The following is a 19822-nucleotide window of genomic DNA, read 5'->3' as shown; positions in this document are numbered from 1 at the left end:
GTGCTCAGTCCTGCCCACCGACCGGAGGTCTCCCCCGTGCCCGCGCCCGCACCCACACCCACCGACCGCAAGTTCCTCGGCCGGCTCCCCCTGCCCGAGCGCCAGTACCTCGCCGACGCCCTGCGCGCCGAGACCGTCGGCGGTGTCCTGCTCCTCGTCGCCGCGGTCACCGCCCTCATCTGGGCCAACACCCTGAGCAGCAGCTACGAGTCCGTCAGCGACTTCCACATAGGCCCCGCGGCCCTCGGCCTCGACCTCTCGATCCAGCACTGGGCGGCCGACGGCCTCCTCGCGGTCTTCTTCTTCGTCGCCGGCATCGAGCTCAAGCGCGAACTCGTCGCGGGCGAGCTGCGCGACCCCAAGGCCGCCGCGCTCCCCGTCATCGCCGCCCTCTGCGGCATGGCCGCGCCCGCCCTCGTCTACGCCCTGGTCAACACCCTCGGCAACGGCTCGATGGACGGCTGGGCCGTCCCCACCGCGACCGACATCGCCTTCGCACTCGCCGTCCTCGCCGTGATCGGCACCTCGCTGCCCTCCGCGCTGCGCGCCTTCCTGCTCACCCTCGCCGTCGTCGACGACCTCTTCGCGATCCTGATCATCGCGATCTTCTTCACCAGCGACCTGAACTTCGCCGCGCTCGGCGGCGCCTTCGCCGGACTCCTCCTCTTCTGGCTGCTGATCCGCAAGGAGGTCCGCGGCTGGTACGTGTACGTCCCGCTGGCCCTGGTCATCTGGGGCCTGATGTACAACAGCGGCGTCCACGCCACCATCGCCGGTGTCGCCATGGGCCTGATGCTCCGCTGCACCACCCGGGAGGGCGAGAAGCACTCCCCCGGCGAGCACATCGAGCATCTCGTCCGCCCGTTCTCGGCCGGCCTCGCCGTCCCGCTGTTCGCGCTCTTCTCGGCCGGCGTGAGCATCTCGGGCGGCGCGATCCACGACGTCTTCACCCAGCCCGTCACCCTCGGTGTCGTCCTCGGCCTGGTCGTCGGCAAGGCGGTCGGCATCTTCGGCGGCACCTGGCTCGCCGCCCGCTTCACCCGTGCGGAGCTCAACCCCGACCTGACCTGGCCGGACGTCTTCGCCGTCGCCACCCTCGCCGGCATCGGCTTCACCGTCTCGCTGCTCATCGGCGAGCTCGCCTTCGCCGGGGACGAGGCCCTCACCGACGAGGTGAAGGCCGCGGTCCTCGTCGGCTCGCTCATCGCGGCCGTCCTCGCCTCCGTCCTGCTGAAACTGCGGGTCCGCAGGTACCAGGCCCTGGTCTCCGACGAGGAGCGCGACGACGACCAGGACGGCATCCCCGACATCTACGAGCAGGACAATCCGGCGTACCACCTGCGGATGGCCGAGATCCACGAGAAGAAGGCCGCGGAACACCGAGAGCGCGCCCAACTGGCGGGGGCACCGCGCGACGAGGCCGACCGTCCGGCATGATCTGAGTCGGACCGCGTAGAAGAGAACTCGGACCGCAGAAGAGAAGAGGGAGCAGTGATGAGCGACCCGTACGACGGAACCGAGCGCAGTCTCGGCCAGCTGGTCGCCTCGGCGACCGCCGAGATGTCCGCACTGGTGCACGACGAGCTCGCCCTGGCCAAGGCGGAGATCAGGCAGGACGTCAAGCGCGGTGTGATCGGAAGCGCCGCCGGCATCACGGCCGCGGTCGTACTGCTGTTCTCGCTGCCGATGCTGAGCTTCGCGCTCGCGTACGGCATCAACACCTGGACCGGCGGGCACAACGGCAACGGGGGCTGGAACCTCGTCTGGTGCTTCCTGCTCTCCTTCGCGGCGAACGTGCTGCTCGCGGGCCTGCTCGGGCTTCTGGCGTACGCCAAGTTCAAGAAGGTCAAGCCGCCGGAGAAGTCCATCGCCTCGGCCAAGCAGACGGCCGCGGTGATCTCCACCGTCAAGCCGCACCCGCGCCCGGAGCCCTCCACGGCACTGGACAAGGCGCTGGACAAGGCCCCCGCTGTGGCACGCTCGTCCGTATGACCCTCCCCGAGAGCAGCAACGGCGGGCCCGTCCGGCTCGACGGGCCGTGGACCCATCGCGACGTGGCCGCCAACGGCGCCCGCTTCCACATCGCCGAGATGGGCGACGGCCCGCTGGTGCTGCTCCTGCACGGCTTCCCGCAGTTCTGGTGGACCTGGCGCCATCAGCTGCCCCTCCTCGCCGAGGCCGGGTTCCGGGCCGTCGCGATGGACCTGCGCGGGGTCGGCGGCAGCGACCGCACCCCCCGGGGTTACGACCCCGCCAATCTGGCCCTCGACGTCACCGGTGTGATCCGCTCGCTGGGCGAGCCGGACGCGGCGCTCGTCGGGCACGACCTGGGCGGCTATCTCGCCTGGACGGCGGCCGTCATGCGGCCGAAGCTGGTGCGCCGGCTCGTGGTCTCCTCGATGCCGCACCCGCGCCGCTGGCGTTCGGCGATGCTCTCCGACTTCGCCCAGTCGCGGGCCGGTTCGCACATCTGGGGCTTCCAGCGACCGTGGCTGCCGGAGCGTCAGCTCGTCGCGGACGACGCGGCGCTGGTGGGCGAGCTGATCCGGGACTGGTCGGGGCCGCAGCCCGTCCGCGCCTCCGAGGAGCAGGCGATCGAGGTGTACCGGCGGGCGATGCTGGTCCCGTCGACGGCGCACTGTTCGATCGAGCCGTACCGCTGGATGGTGCGGTCGCTCGCCCGCCCGGACGGCATCCAGTTCAACCGGCGCATGAAGCGGCCGGTGCGGGTGCCGACGCTGCATCTGCACGGCTCCCTGGACCCGGTGATGCGGACCCGCAGTGCCGCGGGGTCGGGCGAGTACGTGGAGGCGCCGTACCGCTGGCGGCTCTTCGACGGGCTCGGTCACTTCCCGCACGAGGAGGACCCGGTGGCGTTCTCGACGGAACTCGTCAACTGGCTGAAGGACCCCGAGCCCGACCGCTGACGGTCCCTCTGACCGCTCCGGTGCGTACAGACTTCCTTCGAACGGCCATGTGCCTCGCGCATACTCCAATTGGCGGGCCCCCGGGCGGTTACCGACCTTGGGGCACGGGCAGACGTCGAGGTATGGGCTGGACGCACGACTACGGTGACACGACAGCACGCAACCGCCGCTCGGCCGCCGGGCAGGGCTCCCGCGAGGGGGCCGGGCCGCCGGACCCGGGCGGTACGCACGCCGCGCAGGGGGTGGGGATCTCGCGCATCCTCCGCCGCCGGGCCCGCTGGGTCTCGGCCCGGCTCAGGCACCCCCGCGACACCCCGTAACGACACCGCGTAACGACACCGCGTAACGGCACTCCCGACGGCACCGCGGCGTCCGGCGCCCGTGGTCACAAGGCCAGGGGCCCGGCCCGCAGGAGTGCCGGTGGGCCTACAACCCGCACGAGTGCCGGTAGGCCTACAACGCGCAGGAGTGCCGGCAGGGCTACAGCGCGCAGGAGTGCCGGCAGGCCTACAGCGCGCAGGCCTGAGTGTCGACCTGCTGGTTCGCGGTCCTGCCGAGCTCGATGTCCTCGCGGATCTCGTCGACGGTCAGGGCGTAGCCGGTGTTCGCGTCGTCGAGGGAGCGGGCGAAGATCACGCCGGACACCTCGCCGTCGACGGTGAGGAGCGGGCCGCCGGAGTTGCCCTGGCGGACCGTCGCGTACAGCGAGTACACGTCCCTGCGCACCTCGCCCCGGCGGTAGATGTCGGGTCCGTCCGCGTTGATACGGCCGCGCACGCGCGCCGAGCGCACGTCGTACGCACCGTTCTCCGGGAATCCGGCGACGATCGCGCTGTCGCCGCTGCGGGCGTCCTCGTCGGTGAAGGTCAGCGGCGTGGCCTTGAGGTCCGGCACGTCCAGGACGGCGATGTCGCGCTGCCAGTCGTAGAGGACGACCTTGGCGTCGTAGAGCCTGCCCTCGCCGCCTATCTGGACGGTCGGCTCGTCGACGCCGCCGACGACATGGGCATTGGTCATGATCCGGCGGTCGGCGAAGACGAACCCGGTGCCTTCGAGGACCTTGCCGCAGCTCTGCGCGGTGCCGACGACCTTCACGATGGAACGCTGGGCACGGGCGGCGACCGGGCTCTGGGCGAGCGCCGGGTCGGGGGGCATGACCGGGGTGATCGGCTCGTTGGCGAAGGGGCTGAAGACCGGCGGGAAGCCGCTGCGGGCCAGGGTGGAGCTGAAGTCGTCGAACCAGCGGGAGGCCTGATCCGGCATCACCTGCTCGACGCCGAGCAGGACCTTGGAGTTCCGCACCTCCTTGCCCAGGGTGGGCATGGTGGTACGGGCGAGCCCGGAGCCGATCAGCCAGGCCACGAGCAGCATCGCGACGACGTTGACGAGGGCGCCGCCGGTGGCGTCGAGGGCGCGGGCGGGCGACCAGGTGATGTGGCGGCGCAGCTTGTTGCCCAGGTGGGTGGTGAAGGCCTGGCCGACGGAGGCACAGACGATGACCACCATCACGAAGACGACCGTCGCCGTGGTCGAGACCTCGCTGTTGTCCGTGAGCTGGTCCCAGAGGATCGGCAGCAGCAGGACGGCGACGAGGCCGCCGCCGAGGAAGCCGATCACCGACAGGATGCCGACCACGAATCCCTGGCGGTAACCGATGATCGCGAACCACACGGCGGCGAGCAGCAACAAGATGTCCAGCACGTTCACCGTCAATTGCCTCGCAGATTCGTTTCCGGTCGCCGGGGATCAGCCAGTCCGCCGGAGTTCAGCCTGTCATGAGCGCCAGTCGAGCGGGACCTGCTTGGACCGGTCCCAGGGGCGCTCCCAGCCGGAGAAGTGCAGCAGTCTGTCGATCACTCCGGCCGTAAAACCCCAGACCAGAGCGGACGCGACCAGGAACGCGGGGCCCTGGTGGCCGCTCGGATGGACCGCGGTCGCGCGGTTCGCCGGATCCGTGAGATCTGCCACGGGGACGGTGAAGACCCGGGCGGTCTCGCCGGGGTCGACGACCCCGACGGGGCTGGGGGCGCGCCACCAGCCGAGGACCGGGGTGACGACGAAGCCGCTGACCGGGATGTAGAGCTGGGGAAGGACGGCGAAGAGCTGGACGCCTGCCGGGTCGAGCCCGGTCTCCTCCCGGGCCTCCCGGAGGGCGGCGCGCAGCAGCCCGCCGTTCGCCGGGTCGCCGTCCTCGGGGTCGAGGGCGCCGCCGGGGAAGGAGGGCTGTCCCGCGTGCGAGCGGAGGCTGCCGGCCCGCTCCATGAGCAGCAGCTCGGGGCCGCGGTCGCCCTCGCCGAAGAGGACGAGGACGGCGGACTGCCGCCCGGCGCCGCTCGCGGGCGGCAGGAAGCGGCTCAGCTGCTCGGGCTCGACCGTGCGGGCGGCCCGGTCGACGGGCCCGAGCCAGTCGGGCAGCCCGTCCCGGCTGAGCAGCCCGCCGGTGCCGGGCCCATGGATCTCTTCGTCAGTGCGCGTCATAGGCACCCCCGAGTTTCACAACGCGATCGATGTAGGGGTTCGTTCCCTCTGGAGCTCTTGCGGGTCGTACGGGTTGTAGGGGTCGTACGGGTCGTCCGGGTGTTCCGGGGAACGGGGCTCAGCCGTCGCTCGCGCCCAGTGGCGGCGCCGGGCGGCCCGGATAGCCGGGCGGCGGGTCGAGCCGCTGGCCGGGAAAGCCGCCCATCTCGTACTTGAGCAGCTTCTTCGCCTTCTCGGGGTCGGTCTCGCCCTCCCCGTACGACGGGCAGAGGTGGGTGATCGGGCAGGCGCCGCAGGCCGGCTTGCGGGCGTGGCAGATGCGGCGGCCGTGGAAGATCACCCGGTGCGAGAGCATCGTCCACTCGCTCTTCGGGAAGATCGTGGCGACCTCGGCCTCGATCTTCACGGGGTCGTCGGAATCGGTCCACCGCCAGCGCCGGACGAGCCGCATGAAGTGGGTGTCCACGGTGATACCGGGGACACCGAAGGCATTGCCGAGGACGACGAAGGCGGTCTTGCGGCCGACGCCGGGAAGCTTGACGAGGTCCGCGAGACGGCCGGGGACCTCGCCGCCGAAGTCGTCCCGGAGAGCGGTCGCGAGACCCATGATCGACTTGGTCTTGGCGCGGAAGAAGCCGGTGGGGCGGATGAGCTCCTCGACCTCCTCGGGCACGGCGGCGGCGAGGTCCTCGGGCGTGGGGTACTTCGCGAAGAGGGCCGGGGTGGTCTGGTTGACCCGCAGGTCGGTGGTCTGCGCCGAGAGGACCGTGGCGACGAGCAGCTCGAAGGGATTGCGGAAGTCGAGCTCCGGATGGGCGTACGGGAAGACCTCGGCGAGCTCGCGGTTGATCCTGCGGGCCCGGCGGACCATCGCGAGCCGCGACTCGGGCTTCACGGGCTTGGCAGGCTTGGTGGGCTTGGTGGGCTTCATGGGCTCGGCGGACTTCACAGCCCCCGCAGGCTTCCGATTTGCGGCTTTCGCCCGCTTCGACACGCCGTGTTCGCCCACGGCGGAATTATGTTCGGCCGACACTCTTTCAGCCCCCTTGGCCTGCGCTCTCACCGGCGAGTTGGACACCCGGCCAGCCTAGGGGCCACCACCGACATCCGCCCCGGGCGTGGCCGATCAGCCCCCAATCGGGCCCCTGACGTACGGTCGGGCGGCTCGGTACGTCAAACTTGTTGTGATTGATCGCACTGTTTTGTACGTCCGGCATCATGGGACGCAGGTCCCTGAGCAGGTCGACAGTATGGAGAGAACTCGTGGACGACGTTCTGCGGCGCGCCCCGCTCTTCGCGGCGCTCGATGACGAGCAGGCAGCCGAGCTGCGCGCCTCGATGAGTGAGGCGACGCTCGCCCGTGGCGACGCGCTCTTCCACGAGGGCGACCCCGGCGACCGCCTGTACGTGGTCACCGAGGGCAAGGTGAAGCTGCACCGCACTTCCCCCGACGGCCGGGAGAACATGCTGGCCGTCCTCGGCCCCGGCGAGCTGATCGGCGAGCTGTCGCTCTTCGACCCGGGCCCGCGCACCGCCACCGCGACCGCGCTGACCGAGGTCAAGCTGCTGGGTCTCGGCCACGGCGACCTCCAGCCCTGGCTGAACGCCCGCCCCGAGGTGGCCACCGCGCTGCTGCGCGCCGTCGCCCGCCGACTCCGCAAGACCAACGACCAGATGTCCGACCTGGTCTTCTCCGACGTCCCGGGCCGTGTCGCCCGCGCACTCCTCGACCTGTCGCGCCGCTTCGGCGTGCAGTCGGAGGAGGGCATCCACGTCGTCCACGACCTCACCCAGGAGGAGCTGGCCCAGCTGGTGGGCGCCTCCCGCGAGACGGTCAACAAGGCGCTCGCCGACTTCGCCCAGCGCGGCTGGCTGCGCCTGGAGGCCCGCGCCGTGATCCTGCTGGACGTGGAGCGCCTCGCGAAGCGCTCGCGGTAGGCATCCGCCTACGCGCATCCTCGTACGCGGATGCCCGTAGGCGGATGCTCGTACGCGCATCCTCGTACGAAGACGAGAACGAGAAAGGGCCGCCCCGGCCGACAAGACCGGGGCGGCCCTTCTCGTACGCCTACGGGCTCGCCGTCAGCGCTTCGAGCCGTCCACGATCACCGGCGCCGAGGAACCGTTCGCGCAGGGCACGGTGTAGATCGGGTTCTTCGCCGCGGCCTCCTTGAACGCGTCGATGCACTGGTTCATCAGGACCCGGTCCGTCAGCGAGTCGTTGAGGATCTTGTTGGCGCGGGCGATGCCCTCCGCCTCGATCCGGCGCCGGTCGGCCTCGGCCTTGGCGGTACGGGCGGCCTCGGTGGCGCGCTCGGTGGCCTGCTGCTGCTGGATCTTGCGGTCGATCTGGGCCTGGAGCGAGTCCGAGGGCTTCACGTTGCGCAGGTTGACCGTGGTCACGTCGATGCCGCGCGGGACCAGGCGCTCCTTGATCAGGGTGCCGATCTCGGCGTTGATCTTCTCGCGGTCGGAGGCGTAGCCCTGCTCGCTGGTGTAGCGGGCGAAGACGTTACGGACGATCTCCCGGCTGTCCGGGTAGACGAGGCGCTGCTGGATGGCGTCCTCGCTGCCCGCGAGCTTGTAGAGCTCCACGGCCTTGGTCGGGACGACGGCCCACTTCACCGTCACCTCGACGTACATGACACCGCCCTGCGAGGAGCGGACCTCGACCACGTCCTTGTCGGAGAGGTTGAGGTCGACCGGGCGGGTCGAGAAGGTCGTGACGTCGGTGAAGGGCGACTTCACGTGCATGCCGGAGGTCATGGGCGAGCCGACCTTGCCGAAGGCGACCGGCACACCGACCTCGTACGCGCTGATCACGTACGTCATGCTCACGATCAGCGAGAACACACCGGCCAGGACCGCGCCGAGGGCGCCGAACTTCAGCCCCTTGGAGTCGTTGGCACGACCGACGAAAAAGAGCACCACTGCGGCTATGACCAGCAGGATGGCGATGACGAACACGGGCGTTCCCCCCGAAAGCTACGACCAGAAGTAAGCGGAGCGTAAAGCACAGGTCAAGACGATCGACGCGCCGGGGGCCCGCTCGGTTCCGGATCGTGACAACTCCGCCCCGCCGCTCAGACCAGGCCGCGCTCCCTCAGGTACTCCAGCTGTGCCCGCACGGACAGCTCGGCCGCCGGCCACAGCGAGCGGTCCACGTCCGCGTACACATGGGCGACGACCTCCGCCGGCGTCCGGTGGCCGCTCTCGACCGCCGTCTCGACCTGGGCGAGCCGGCTCGCCCGGTGTGCGAGGTAGAACTCCACGGCCCCCTGCGCGTCCTCGAGCACCGGCCCGTGCCCCGGCAGAACGGTGTGCACCCCGTCGTCCACCGTCAGCGAGCGCAGCCGCCGCAGCGAGTCCAGGTAGTCGCCGAGGCGCCCGTCCGGATGGGCCACCATCGTCGTCCCGCGCCCCAGGATCGTGTCGCCCGTCAGGACGGCCCGGTCGGCCGGCAGGTGGAACGAGAGCGAGTCGGAGGTGTGGCCGGGCGTCGGGACGACCCTCAGCTCCAGGCCGCCGACGGCCACCACGTCCCCCGCGCCGAGGCCCTCGTCGCCGAGCCGCAGCGCCGGGTCGAGGGCCCGTACGGCCGTCCCGGTCAGCTCGGCGAAGAGCCCGGCGCCCTCGGCGTGGTCCGGGTGGCCGTGGGTCAGCAGGGTGAGCGCGACCCGCTTTCCGAGCTTCTCCGCCGTGTCGATCACATGCCGCAGATGACTCTCGTCGAGCGGCCCCGGGTCGACGACGACGGCGAGGTCCGAGCCGGGCTCGGAGAGCAGCCAGGTGTTGGTGCCGTCGAGGGTCATCGCGGACGGGTTCGGCGCGAGGACGTTCACGGCGCGGTCGGTCGCGGGCCCGGAGACCACGAGTCCGCGCGGCTGACCGGGCAGGGCGGCGGCGTCGCTCATCGGGCACCCCCCGTCGGGATGATCTTGGTGAACTCCTCGTGGCCCGGCCAGCTCAGGACCAGCTCCCCGCCGTCCAGGCGCGCCTGCGCGAGGACGGGGGTCATGTCCTGCTCCCGCGCCCCCGCGAGGGCCTCGGCTGCCGTCCCGTACGGCTCCAGGGTGCGCAGGGTCGAGATCGTCGGCGGCATCATGGTCAGCTCGCCCCGGTCGTACCCGGCGGCGGCCTCCGCCGGGCGGATCCAGACGGTCCGGTCGGCCTCCGTGGAGGCGTTCCGGGTGCGCTGCCCGGCCGGCAGGGCGGCCACGAAGAACCAGGTGTCGTACCGGCGCTGCTCGAACTCCGGCGTGATCCAGCGGGCCCACGCGCCGAGCAGGTCGGAGCGGACGACGAGCCCGCGCCGGTCCAGGAAGTCGGCGAAGGACAGCTCCCGGGCGACGAGCGCCTCCCGGTCCGTCTCCCAGTCCGCGCCGGTCGTGTCGCCGACGACGGTGTCCTCGGTCTCCCCGGCGAGCAGGACGCCCGCCTCCTCGTACGTCTCGCGTACGGCGGCGCAGACCACGGCCTGGGCCTGCGCGGGGTCGTCGAGGCCGAGCCGGTCCGTCCAGGTGTCCAGGGAGGGGCCCGCCCAGCGCACCGGGTGCTCGTCGCGCGGGTCGACCCCGCCGCCGGGGTAGGCGTACGCGCCGCCCGCGAAGGCCATCGAGGCGCGGCGGCGCAGCATGTGGACGTCGGGCCCGGCATCCCCGTCCCGCAGCAGCAGGACGGTGGCGGCGCGGCGCGGGGTCACCGGGGTGAGCTCACCGGCGGCGAGGGCGCGGATGCGGTCGGGCCACTCGGGCGGGTACCACTGACCATTCGACATGGCCGGATGCTATGCGCAAGTACTTGAATGCACGAGAGCCGGTTCTCGCCGGGTGGACCCTTGCGGGCCCGTCACGGGAGAACCGGCTCTGTGTCGTCTGTGGCAGGCGGTCAGGCCTCGACCAGCTCCACCTGGACCTCGACCTCGACCGGGGCGTCGAGCGGCAGCACGGCCACGCCGACGGCGCTGCGCGCGTGCACGCCCTTGTCGCCGAGGACCGCGCCGAGCAGCTCGCTGGCGCCGTTGATGACGCCCGGCTGCCCGGTGAAGTCGGAGGCGGAGGCGACGAAGCCGACGACCTTCACGACCCGCTTGATCCGGTCGAGGTCACCGGCGACCGACTTCACGGCCGCGAGGGCGTTCAGCGCGCAGGTGGCGGCGAGCTTCTTGGCCTCCTCGGCGGTGACCTCGGCGCCGACCTTGCCGGTCAGCTGGAGTTCGCCGCCCACCATCGGGAGCTGGCCCGAGGTGTAGACGTAGACGCCCGACTGCACGGCCGGCTGGTAGGCGGCCAGCGGCGGCACCACGGCGGGCAGGGTCAGGCCGAGTTCGGCGAGCTTCGCCTCGACGGCCCCGCTCACGACTTGGCCCGCTTCAGGTAGGCCACGAGCTGCTCGGGGTTGTTCGGCCCGGGCACGACCTGGACGAGCTCCCAGCCGTCCTCGCCCCAGGTGTCCAGAATCTGCTTGGTCGCGTGCACCAGAAGCGGCACCGTGACGTACTCCCACTTGGTCATGGGCCCGACTGTATCCGCTGACGCGGGGCGGCTCTCCGAGGCTGCCCTGAAGCCGCCCCTAGGGGGCTTCTCCGGGGCGGCCTCCTGATTGGCCGGCACCGCCAGTGGTTAGGCTCGACAGCGTGAGCAGGCTCCAGGTCGTCAGCGGCAAGGGCGGTACCGGTAAGACGACGGTCGCCGCCGCCCTCGCGCTCGCCCTCGCGACGGAGGGCAAGCGCACCCTTCTCGTGGAGGTCGAAGGCAGACAGGGCATCGCACAGCTCTTCGAGACGGAGGCCCTTCCCTACGAGGAACGCAAGATCGCCGTCGCCCCCGGCGGCGGTGAGGTGTACGCGCTGGCGATCGACGCCGAGCGCGCGCTCCTCGACTACCTCCAGATGTTCTACAAACTGGGCACGGCGGGGCGGGCCCTGAAGAAGCTCGGCGCGATCGACTTCGCGACGACGATAGCGCCGGGCGTACGGGACGTCCTGCTGACCGGCAAGGCGTGCGAGGCGGTCCGGCGGCGCGAGAAGCACGGCGGCCACACCTACGACCACGTGGTCATGGACGCGCCGCCCACCGGCCGCATCACCCGCTTCCTCAACGTCAACGACGAGGTGGCCGGCCTGGCGAGGATCGGCCCGATACACAACCAGGCGCAGGCCGTCATGCGGGTCCTCAAGTCCCCCGAGACTGCGGTGCACTTGGTGACCCTCCTGGAGGAGATGCCGGTCCAGGAGACCGCGGACGGCATCGCGGAGCTCCGTGCGGCCGAACTGCCGGTGGGGCGGGTCGTGGTGAACATGGTCCGGCCGCACGTCCTCGACGAGGCGGCGGTACGGGCCGCCTCCGGCGACCACCGGGACGCGATCGCCAGGACGCTGGCCTCCGTGGGCGTCGCAGGCGGTACGACGCTCGTCGACCCGCTCCTGGACCAGGCGTCCGAGCACGCCCGGCGGGTGGAGCTGGAGCGGGCGCAGCGCGCGGTCCTGGACGACATCGGCGTCCCCTCGTACGAGCTCCCGTTCCTCGGGGACGGGGCGGACATCGCGGGGCTCTACCGGCTGGCGAAGGAACTGCGGAAGCAAGGGGTGGGCGCGTGACGGAGAAGTCCCCGGGCCACGACACGGCCCCGTCCACCGACGGTCGCGGCCCGGTTCCGGACCCGGCAGGTCGCGGTCCGGTTCCGGACCCGGCAGGTCGCGGCCCGGTCCCGGACCCGGCAGGTCGCGGTGCGGTCTCCCCGGCCCTCGACGGTGGCGACGCGTCCCCCGAGGCGCACGGGCTCGACGCCGTTCCCGTCCTGGAGCTCGATCCGCTGATCGACGACCTCGGCACCCGCATCATCGTCTGCTGCGGCGCGGGCGGGGTCGGCAAGACGACCACGGCGGCGGCGCTCGGCGTGCGGGCGGCGGAGCGCGGCCGGCGGGTCGTCGTCCTCACCATCGACCCGGCCCGCCGCCTCGCCCAGTCGATGGGCATCGACTCCCTCGACAACACCCCGCGCAAGGTCGAAGGGATCAAGGGCTCCGACGGCGGCGAACTGCACGCGATGATGCTGGACATGAAGCGGACCTTCGACGAGATCGTCGAGGCGCACGCGGAGCCCGACCGGGCGCGGGCGATCCTGGAGAACCCCTTCTACCAGTCTCTTTCGGCCGGATTCGCCGGTACGCAGGAATACATGGCGATGGAGAAGCTGGGCCAGCTCCGGGCGCGCGACGAGTGGGACCTGATCGTCGTGGACACCCCTCCGTCCCGCTCCGCGCTGGACTTCCTGGACGCGCCGAAGCGGCTCGGGTCGTTCCTCGACGGGAAGTTCATCAAGCTGCTCATGGCGCCGGCGAAGGTCGGCGGCCGGGCGGGGATGAAGTTCCTGAACGTCGGCATGTCGATGATGACGGGGACCCTCGGCAAGCTGCTGGGGGGTCAGTTCCTCAAGGACGTGCAGACGTTCGTCGCGGCGATGGACACGATGTTCGGCGGTTTCCGGACCCGCGCCGACGCCACGTACAAGCTGCTCCAGGCCCCGGGCACGGCCTTCCTCGTGGTGGCCACGCCGGAGCGGGACGCGCTGCGGGAGGCCGCGTACTTCGTGGAGCGGCTGGCCGCCGAGGAGATGCCGCTGGCGGGTCTCGTCCTCAACCGCGTGCACGGCAGCGCCGCCGCCCGGCTTTCGGCCGAGCGGGCGCGGGCCGCGGCGGAAAATCTTGACGAGGGGCGCATTGTGGATCAGGGGGCCGGGAAGACTGACCGGAGTGGCTCCCCGGCCACCGAGCCCGAGCCGTCCGACCTCGCCACCGCCGCCACCGCCACACCTCCCGTACCCCAGGCTGCCCCCACAGCCGACCCGGCACAGGAATCAGCAGGAGACGACGCCGCAGAGCACGCGGAGCACGTATCGCACGCAGCGCATGTAGTGCGCGCAGCGCACGCAAACGACACCGACCACACGGACGTACGCCATCTCACCGCGGGACTTCTGCGCCTGCATGCCGAGCGCATGCGGGTGCTCGCGCGTGAGCAGCGCACGCGTGACCGCTTCACCGCGCTTCACCCCGAGGTGGCGGTGACCGAAGTGGCGGCCCTGCCCGGCGATGTGCACGACCTCGCCGGGCTGCGGGCCATCGGCGACCGGCTCACGGCCGGGCGCTGACCTCCAAGGCCTAGCCGACCGCGGCGTACGCCTCGTACGTCGCGTCGTCCTCGATCGCCACGGGCAGCAGGCCCGCTCCACGCTCGTACTCCGTGCGCGCGGTCTCGAGGAGCCGGCGCCACGAGGTGACGGTCGGCCTGCGGCGCAGCAGGGCACGGCGCTCGCGCTCCGTCATCCCGCCCCACACGCCGAACTCCACACGGTTGTCGAGGGCGTCGGCGAGGCACTCGGTCCGCACCGGGCATCCGGTGCACACCGCCTTTGCCCTGTTCTGTGCCGCTCCCTGTACGAAAAGTTCATCCGGATCGGTAGTGCGGCAGGCCGCCTGCGCACTCCAGTCAGCTACCCAGCCCATACCGGCGCCGTCCTCTCCCGAATCGAGGCTCCCCCACGGCGGCAGCGGCATATTCACCGCTGCCAGTTGGGACGTTACGGAAGGTGGGCACAGCGCAACACCCCCTTCGGGCCCAATCTTGGATGGCCCGAACGGACTATGCGTGCGCGTCAGATCACCCAGGGGAGTGATCGAAGGACATGCGTGTGATAGCGGACATATCGCCTGGATACGCCCTTCTCCGACGGGCCCACTTCGGGGCACCGTGTGACGCATGAGCCGGAATCGGACATGAGCTGCCCGTGTTTCGGGGTCACGGGAATTCATGCCGAAGTCACACCCGGGTCTTGATGCCAGACCACACTGCTGTGACAGTTGGGAGCAGCTTAGGCCAAGGCATATACGTGTGTCCGGCGAATGAGAACGTAGGCTGCCCCCATGGCAAAGAAGCGCTCCGGCGGTGGTCTGACCGGGACCCAGCAGGCCGCCAAGTTCCTCGGTGTCAGTGTGCTCGCGGGAGCCGTGCTGGCGGGTATCGCCCTGCCCGCGGCCGGCGCGCTGGGTCTGGCGGCGAAGGGGACGGTCGAGGGGTTCGACGAGATCCCCTCCAACTTGAAGACCCCACCGCTGAGTCAGCGCACCAAGATCCTCGACTCCGAGGGCGGTCTGATCGCCACGGTGTACTCGCGGGACCGGACGGTCGTCCCGATCGAGAAGATCTCCCCGTACATGCAGAAGGCGATCGTCGCGATCGAGGACGGCCGCTTCTACGAGCACGGGGCGATCGACCTCAAGGGTGTGCTGCGCGCCATCAACCGCAACGCGCAGTCGGGCGGGGTCGCGCAGGGCGCGTCCACCCTCACCCAGCAGTACGTGAAGAACGTCTTCGTCGAGGAGGCCGGTGACGATCCCGAGAAGGTCGCGCAGGCCACCCAGCAGACCATCGGCCGCAAGGTCCGCGAGCTGAAGTTCGCGATCCAGGTCGAGGAGGAGCTGGGCAAGAAGAAGATCCTGGAGAACTACCTCAACATCACGTTCTTCGGGCAGCAGGCGTACGGCATCGAGGCCGCCTCCCAGCGGTACTTCTCCAAGCACGCCGCCGACCTGAGCCTCGGCGAGGCGGCGATGATGGCCGGTCTCGTGCAGTCGCCCAGCCGCTACGACCCGATCAACGATCTCCAGGAAGCCACGAAGCGCCGCAACGTGGTCCTCCAGCGGATGGCCGACGTGAAGGACATCAGCCAGGCCGAGGCCGACAGGGCGAAGGCCGCCCCGCTCAAGCTGAAGGTCAAGACCCCGAAGAACGGCTGCATCACCGCCGTCGACGGCGCCGGCTTCTTCTGCGACTACGTCCGCAAGACGATCCTCAGCGACCCGGTCTTCGGCAAGACGGCCGAGGAACGCCAGAAGCTGTGGAACCTGGGCGGTCTCACCGTCAGGACCACGCTCTCCCCGAAGGCTCAGGCAGCGGCCAACGAGGCCGCCGTGGCCAAGGTCAACAAGGACGACGGGGTCGCGACCGCCGTCGTCCAGGTCCAGCCCGGCACCGGCAAGATCCTGTCGATGGGCCAGTCCCGCCCGTACGGCCTGGACCAGAAGCAGCACCAGACGACGCTCAACCTCGCCGTCGGCAGCAAGATGGGCGGCACCACGTACGGCTTCCCGGTCGGCTCGACCTTCAAGCCGATCACGGCCGCCGCCGCCCTGGAGAAGGGGCTGAGCCCGGCGCAGAGCTTCGACACGCCGTGGAAGATCACCATGCAGGAGAGCGACTTCACGCGCTGCGACGGCAAGCCGGCCGGCTACGCCGACTGGCCCGTCCAGAACGAGCTCAAGTCGGAGAAGGGGGCGTACGACATGACGAGCGCCCTCGGCAAGTCCATCAACACCTACTTCGCCAAGCTGGAGCAGATGGCCGGCCTCTGCGAGACGCTGACGATGGCGAAGAAGGTCGGCTACGAGCGCGAGCTGGGCAAGGCCATCCGGCAGAGCCCGTCCGCCACCCTCGGCAGCCTGGAGAGCACGCCGCTCGACATGGCCTCCGTCTACGCGACCTTCGCCAACCGCGGCCAGTACTGCACCCCGATCGTCCTCGAGTCCGTCAGGGCCGCCAACGGCGACAAGCTCAACGTCCCGGACACCAAGTGCACCCGCGCGATGAGCGAGCGCACCGCCGACACCATCAACCAGATGCTGAAGGGCGTCGTCGAGGACGGTACGGGTACGAAGGCCGGTCTCAGCGACCGCGACAACGCGGGCAAGACCGGTACCACCGAGGGCCGCAAGGACGCCTGGTTCGTCGGCTACACCCCGAACCTCTCCACCGCGGTCTGGGTCGGCGACGACGTCGGCGAGCGGCGCGAGATGTTCGACCTCACCATCGGCGGCGAGTACTACGAGAAGGTCTGCGGTGGCTGCCTCCCCGGCCCCATCTGGAAGATCGCGATGACCGGCGCCCTCGACGCCTCCGAGACGCCGAGCTTCGCCCCCATCTCCGTACCCCGGGCCGAGAAGCCCAAGGCGCCGGAGGGGGACGAGGGCCCGAACAAGCCCCGTAAGCCGGGCGACGCCAAGCCGGGCGACACCAAGCCCCCGACCGCCACGATCCCGCCGATCACGCTCCCGGACGGCATCATCGGCGGCAACGGCAACGGCAACGGCCGGGGCGGAAACCGCTGACGGTCCACGGACCGACGTCGCACGGACGGACAGCACACGGATACGCGTAAGGGCGCCCCACCTCGGTGGGGCGCCCTTACGCGTACAGCCTGCAAGCTCCTCCCGGGGTCAGCCCGCGAGGAACTTCTTCACGGAGGCGGCGACGCGGCCGCCGTCGGCCTGGCCTGCCACCTTCGGGTTCACGATCTTCATGACGGCGCCCATGGCACGCGGGCCCTCGGCGCCCGCCGCCTTCGCCTCGGCGACGGCCGCCGCGACGATCCCGTCGAGCTCCTCGTCGCCGAGCTGCTTCGGCAGGTACGCGTCGAGGAGGATCCCCTCCGCCTTCTCCCGCTCGGCCGACTCGAGGCGACCGCCCTGGGCGAAGGCGTCCGCGGCCTCGCGGCGCTTCTTCGCCTCCTTGGCGATCACCTTCAGCACCTCGTCGTCGGAGAGTTCGCGCTTGGTCTTGCCCGCGACCTCCTCCTTGGTGATCGCGGTGATGGTCAGCCGGAGGGTCGAGGAGCGCAGTTCGTCGCGCTCCCGGATCGCGGCGTTGAGGTCGGCCTGGAGCTTCGCCTTCAGCGTGGTCATGGGGTCAAGTGTGGCAGGTGCGCCACCCCACCCGCCCGCGCATTTACGCCCGAAGGGTCTGCGACGATGGGGGGATGCGCGCACGGTACGGGATCCCCCTGAAGATCACGGCAGGCCTCACGGCGACGGCAGCCGCCGGAATCGTCTACGCGGCCGGCTTCGAGGCCCGCTCGTTCCGGCTCCGCCGGGTGACGGTCCCGGTGCTCCCGCCCGGCATGGCCGACCTGCGGGTCCTCCAGGTCTCCGACATCCACATGGTGAGCGGCCAGCGCAAGAAGCGCGCCTGGCTCCAGTCCCTCGCCGGGCTCCGCCCGGACTTCGTCGTCAACACCGGCGACAACCTCTCCGACCCGGAGGCGGTACCGGAGGTCCTCGACGCGCTCGGCCCGCTGATGGAGTTCCCGGGCGTGTACGTCTTCGGGTCCAACGACTACTACGGGCCCCGGCTCCGCAACCCCGCCCGCTACCTCCTCGAGCGGGCGCAGGGCCGGCACGGCCTCAACGGCAACAAGCCGGTCGTCGGCGCCGTCCACAACCCCTGGGAGGGACTGCGGGACGCGTTCGACGCGGCGGGCTGGGTCGACCTCACCAACACCCGGGGCCGGCTCAAGCTCCCGCAGGCGGAGCTCGCGTTCACCGGGCTCGACGACCCGCACATCAAGCGCGACCGGTACGAGCGGGTGGCCGGCGGCCCCGACGAGTCGGCCGACTTCTCGGTGGGCGTGGTCCACGCCCCGTACCTCCGCGCGCTCGACGCCTTCACGGCCGACGGGTACGAGCTCCTCCTCGCCGGGCACACCCACGGCGGTCAGCTGTGCATCCCCTTCTACGGGGCGCTCGTCACCAACTGCGACCTGGACACCGACCGGGTGAAGGGCCTCTCCACCCACACGGTCGGCGACCGTACGTCCTACCTCCACGTCTCGGCGGGCTGCGGCACCAGCCGCTTCACCCCGGTCCGGTTCGCCTGCCCGCCCGAGGTCACCCTCCTCACGCTGACGGCCCGCGCCTGACCCGTTCGGCCGCACCCGGCCCTGCTCCTCGCCGCCCCTGGTGGCGCCACGCCGCCCAGTGGCCGGCGATCCCGGGCCGAACGCATCCGACCTGCGCCGCGACCGCCCGAAAACCGGATTTCGCCTCAGCGCGCGCGTGGGCTAAAGTAATCGATGTCGCCGCGACGTGAACAACAGAGCAGCGACATCGGGGTGTAGCGCAGCTTGGCAGCGCGCTTCGTTCGGGACGAAGAGGTCGTGGGTTCAAATCCCGCCACCCCGACAGCCGTAAGACCAGGTCAGGGGCCTGATTCGAGAAAATCGAATCAGGCCCCTGACTGGCTTTGTAGATCGTTTGGGAGAAGCCTGGGAGGCGATCTTGGTCGGGGTCTCCCAGGCATCGACCGGATACGCGCCTCGCCCTCAGGTGAGCGGAGACTTCTAGGTCATGTAGCTGTAGACCGGCCAGAACTGTGGCGTCGGGGGCGGGCTCGGCGCGCCGGCCGCCTGGAGGGCGGGGGCGAGACGCTCCGCGACGAAGCGCTTCGCGTCCTCTTCCGACTCCCAGATCTCGATGACACGCCAGCCGCCATTCGGGCTCGGACCGGCGGCGTGGAAGATGCCGCCCGCGGGCTTCTCCAGGCCCAACTGCCTCCGGACCTTGTCGTAGAGCTCCTGTGAACCGTTTGGGTTGTCCACCATCATCGCGATTGCCATGACTGTCTCCTTTCGGTCATGTGATGTGCGGGGAAAGGGGTGTGCCGATCTCCGTCCGCAGCGCGTCCAGGAACGCTTCGGGCTGCTCGAAGGCGGGGTCGTCGGCGGCGTTCTCGATCACGTGCAGCGGCCATCCGTAACGGGCACTCGCGGCCTCGACGACCTTCAACCGCACCTGGAGGTCGTGCCTCCCACAGATCAGGCTCGTGGGCACGGCGATCCGCGCCAGGTCGGCGTCCGGGATCGAGGGCATGGCGAACTGCGGCATGAGGCTGCGGAGAGCGGCCTTCTGGCCGGGCGCACGGGCTCGGTCGAGCGCGTACGCCTCCAGCAACTCCATGCGCGTGCCGAGCTGTTCGCGCAGTCGGCCCAGGTCGGTCATGCAGGCCCCCATGAGCTTGTCCTGCGCACGCTCCGAGGGCCGCGCCATGAAACGGGCCAGGGCGAGCGCGAACTTGGGGGCGGGCCGGAACCGGCCGAGGCCGTACGTGTCCACCAGGACCAGTCGGGCGATCCGGTCGCCGTGGTCACAGGCGAAGCGCGCGGCGATGGCGCCGCCGAGCAGATGACCGGCCACGACGGGGCGGGACGCACAGGTCCGCTCGATCAGGTCGCCCAGCCAGGCGAGGACGCGATCGGCCTTCAGCGGGCCTTCGCCCACCCCGGAGGCACCGTGGCCGGGCAGGTCGGGAGCGATCACGCGATGCGTCTCCATCAGGTCCGGCATCACGCGCATCCAGGTCGCGGCGAACTCCCCGGGACCGTGCAGCAGGACGAGGGGCGGGCCGTCACCGCCTGCCAGCACGGCGGTCGGGATACCGGCCACGTCGATTCGCCGATCCGTGGCGGGGAACCCGGCGAGGAGCTGCCGTCGAATGTCGTCGCCGTCGTAGGACTTGTTCATCGCTGCCACCTCCATCCGCTCCCAGCCTCCTCGGGGCGACGACGGTCGGCATCGCCCGGAATCACCA

Annotated in this window: 21 protein-coding genes and 1 tRNA gene; 10 read left to right on the top strand and 12 right to left on the bottom strand. The window is 70.7% G+C overall.

Annotated elements, in window-relative coordinates; all coding sequences use genetic code 11:
- The first annotated feature begins 36 nt into the window (after positions 1-36).
- The 4 genes from nhaA (at position 37) to N5875_RS21095 (ending at position 3247) form a co-directional block, all read left to right on the top strand.
- Positions 37-1437 carry a Na+/H+ antiporter NhaA gene (gene nhaA, locus N5875_RS21110; protein ID WP_338495401.1) on the top strand — a complete coding sequence of 467 codons (1401 nt, stop codon included), beginning with the start codon at positions 37-39 and terminating at the stop codon, positions 1435-1437.
- Positions 1438-1494: 57 nt separating this feature from the next.
- Positions 1495-1992: a phage holin family protein gene (locus tag N5875_RS21105; protein ID WP_318208012.1), complete on the top strand. Its 498-nt coding sequence runs from the start codon at positions 1495-1497 to the stop codon at positions 1990-1992.
- Entirely contained in the window at positions 1989-2927 is a 939-nt protein-coding gene (locus N5875_RS21100; RefSeq protein WP_318208013.1) for an alpha/beta hydrolase, read from the top strand. The genes N5875_RS21105 and N5875_RS21100 overlap by 4 nt, the downstream gene beginning before the upstream one ends.
- 122 nt (positions 2928-3049) lie before the next feature.
- Complete coding sequence (locus tag N5875_RS21095) at positions 3050-3247, top strand: hypothetical protein (protein ID WP_318208014.1); 198 nt, start codon at positions 3050-3052, stop codon at positions 3245-3247.
- A 187-nt stretch (positions 3248-3434) separates the two neighbouring features.
- Here the strand turns inward: N5875_RS21095 and N5875_RS21090 are convergent, their stop codons facing one another.
- From N5875_RS21090 to nth, 3 genes are all read right to left on the bottom strand, one after another.
- Positions 3435-4634 (bottom strand): MarP family serine protease, encoded by a 1200-nt coding sequence (locus N5875_RS21090; protein ID WP_338495400.1) that lies wholly within the window; start codon positions 4632-4634, stop codon positions 3435-3437.
- Positions 4635-4700: 66 nt separating this feature from the next.
- Entirely contained in the window at positions 4701-5405 is a 705-nt protein-coding gene (locus N5875_RS21085) for a CoA pyrophosphatase (protein ID WP_318208016.1), read from the bottom strand.
- A gap of 118 nt (positions 5406-5523) precedes the next feature.
- On the bottom strand, positions 5524-6336 hold the full coding sequence (nth, locus tag N5875_RS21080; RefSeq protein ID WP_338495398.1) for an endonuclease III: 813 nt from the start codon (positions 6334-6336) through the stop codon (positions 5524-5526).
- Between the two features lie 332 nt (positions 6337-6668).
- On the opposite strand from nth, the gene N5875_RS21075 reads away from it, so the two are divergent.
- The gene (locus N5875_RS21075) at positions 6669-7343 is read left to right on the top strand and encodes a Crp/Fnr family transcriptional regulator (RefSeq protein ID WP_015034542.1); all 675 of its coding nucleotides are present in this window, start codon (positions 6669-6671) and stop codon (positions 7341-7343) included.
- 144 nt (positions 7344-7487) lie between these two features.
- On the opposite strand, the gene N5875_RS21070 is transcribed toward N5875_RS21075, so the two are convergent.
- The 5 genes from N5875_RS21070 to N5875_RS21050 form a co-directional block, all read right to left on the bottom strand.
- Positions 7488-8372, bottom strand: a complete 885-nt coding sequence (locus N5875_RS21070; protein ID WP_318208018.1) for a prohibitin family protein — start codon at positions 8370-8372, stop codon at positions 7488-7490.
- A 116-nt stretch (positions 8373-8488) separates the two neighbouring features.
- A complete protein-coding gene (locus tag N5875_RS21065) occupies positions 8489-9319 on the bottom strand; it encodes an MBL fold metallo-hydrolase (protein ID WP_338495392.1) in 831 nt (276 codons plus the stop codon).
- Positions 9316-10182 (bottom strand): NUDIX domain-containing protein, encoded by an 867-nt coding sequence (locus N5875_RS21060; RefSeq protein ID WP_318208020.1) that lies wholly within the window; start codon positions 10180-10182, stop codon positions 9316-9318. The genes N5875_RS21065 and N5875_RS21060 overlap by 4 nt, the downstream gene beginning before the upstream one ends.
- Positions 10183-10292: 110 nt before the next feature.
- The gene (locus N5875_RS21055; RefSeq protein WP_055602482.1) at positions 10293-10763 is read right to left on the bottom strand and encodes a RidA family protein; all 471 of its coding nucleotides are present in this window, start codon (positions 10761-10763) and stop codon (positions 10293-10295) included.
- A complete protein-coding gene (locus N5875_RS21050) occupies positions 10760-10918 on the bottom strand; it encodes a DUF4177 domain-containing protein (protein WP_015034547.1) in 159 nt (52 codons plus the stop codon). Before N5875_RS21050 ends, N5875_RS21055 begins: the two co-directional genes overlap by 4 nt.
- Positions 10919-11040: 122 nt before the next feature.
- On the opposite strand from N5875_RS21050, the gene N5875_RS21045 reads away from it, so the two are divergent.
- Together N5875_RS21045 and N5875_RS21040 are read left to right on the top strand one after the other, a co-directional pair.
- Entirely contained in the window at positions 11041-12003 is a 963-nt protein-coding gene (locus N5875_RS21045) for an ArsA-related P-loop ATPase (RefSeq protein WP_318208021.1), read from the top strand.
- A gap of 200 nt (positions 12004-12203) precedes the next feature.
- Positions 12204-13556 carry an ArsA family ATPase gene (locus N5875_RS21040; protein ID WP_318208586.1) on the top strand — a complete coding sequence of 451 codons (1353 nt, stop codon included), beginning with the start codon at positions 12204-12206 and terminating at the stop codon, positions 13554-13556.
- 10 nt (positions 13557-13566) lie between these two features.
- Here N5875_RS21040 and N5875_RS21035 read toward each other — a convergent pair whose 3' ends face one another.
- A complete protein-coding gene (locus tag N5875_RS21035; RefSeq protein WP_015034550.1) occupies positions 13567-13911 on the bottom strand; it encodes a WhiB family transcriptional regulator in 345 nt (114 codons plus the stop codon).
- A gap of 417 nt (positions 13912-14328) precedes the next feature.
- On the opposite strand from N5875_RS21035, the gene N5875_RS21030 reads away from it, so the two are divergent.
- The gene (locus N5875_RS21030; RefSeq protein ID WP_318208022.1) at positions 14329-16569 is read left to right on the top strand and encodes a transglycosylase domain-containing protein; all 2241 of its coding nucleotides are present in this window, start codon (positions 14329-14331) and stop codon (positions 16567-16569) included.
- A 108-nt stretch (positions 16570-16677) separates the two neighbouring features.
- On the opposite strand, the gene N5875_RS21025 is transcribed toward N5875_RS21030, so the two are convergent.
- Positions 16678-17142, bottom strand: coding sequence for a GatB/YqeY domain-containing protein (locus N5875_RS21025; protein ID WP_318208023.1), 465 nt, complete (start codon positions 17140-17142; stop codon positions 16678-16680).
- Between the two features lie 74 nt (positions 17143-17216).
- On the opposite strand from N5875_RS21025, the gene N5875_RS21020 reads away from it, so the two are divergent.
- Together N5875_RS21020 and N5875_RS21015 are read left to right on the top strand one after the other, a co-directional pair.
- Positions 17217-18155, top strand: coding sequence for a metallophosphoesterase (locus N5875_RS21020; protein WP_318208024.1), 939 nt, complete (start codon positions 17217-17219; stop codon positions 18153-18155).
- A 188-nt stretch (positions 18156-18343) separates the two neighbouring features.
- Positions 18344-18417 (top strand) — tRNA-Pro (locus N5875_RS21015).
- A 158-nt stretch (positions 18418-18575) separates the two neighbouring features.
- On the opposite strand, the gene N5875_RS21010 is transcribed toward N5875_RS21015, so the two are convergent.
- The gene (locus N5875_RS21010) at positions 18576-18851 is read right to left on the bottom strand and encodes a hypothetical protein (protein WP_318208025.1); all 276 of its coding nucleotides are present in this window, start codon (positions 18849-18851) and stop codon (positions 18576-18578) included.
- Between the two features lie 16 nt (positions 18852-18867).
- Positions 18868-19755, bottom strand: a complete 888-nt coding sequence (locus N5875_RS21005) for an alpha/beta fold hydrolase (RefSeq protein ID WP_318208026.1) — start codon at positions 19753-19755, stop codon at positions 18868-18870.
- Between the last annotated feature and the right edge of the window lie 67 nt (positions 19756-19822).

This window comes from Streptomyces sp. SJL17-4 (assembly GCF_036826855.1).
In the GTDB taxonomy this organism is placed as follows: domain Bacteria; phylum Actinomycetota; class Actinomycetes; order Streptomycetales; family Streptomycetaceae; genus Streptomyces.
The sequence above is the reverse complement of the archived record's forward strand: the minus strand, read 5'-3'. Positions and strand labels throughout refer to the sequence as shown.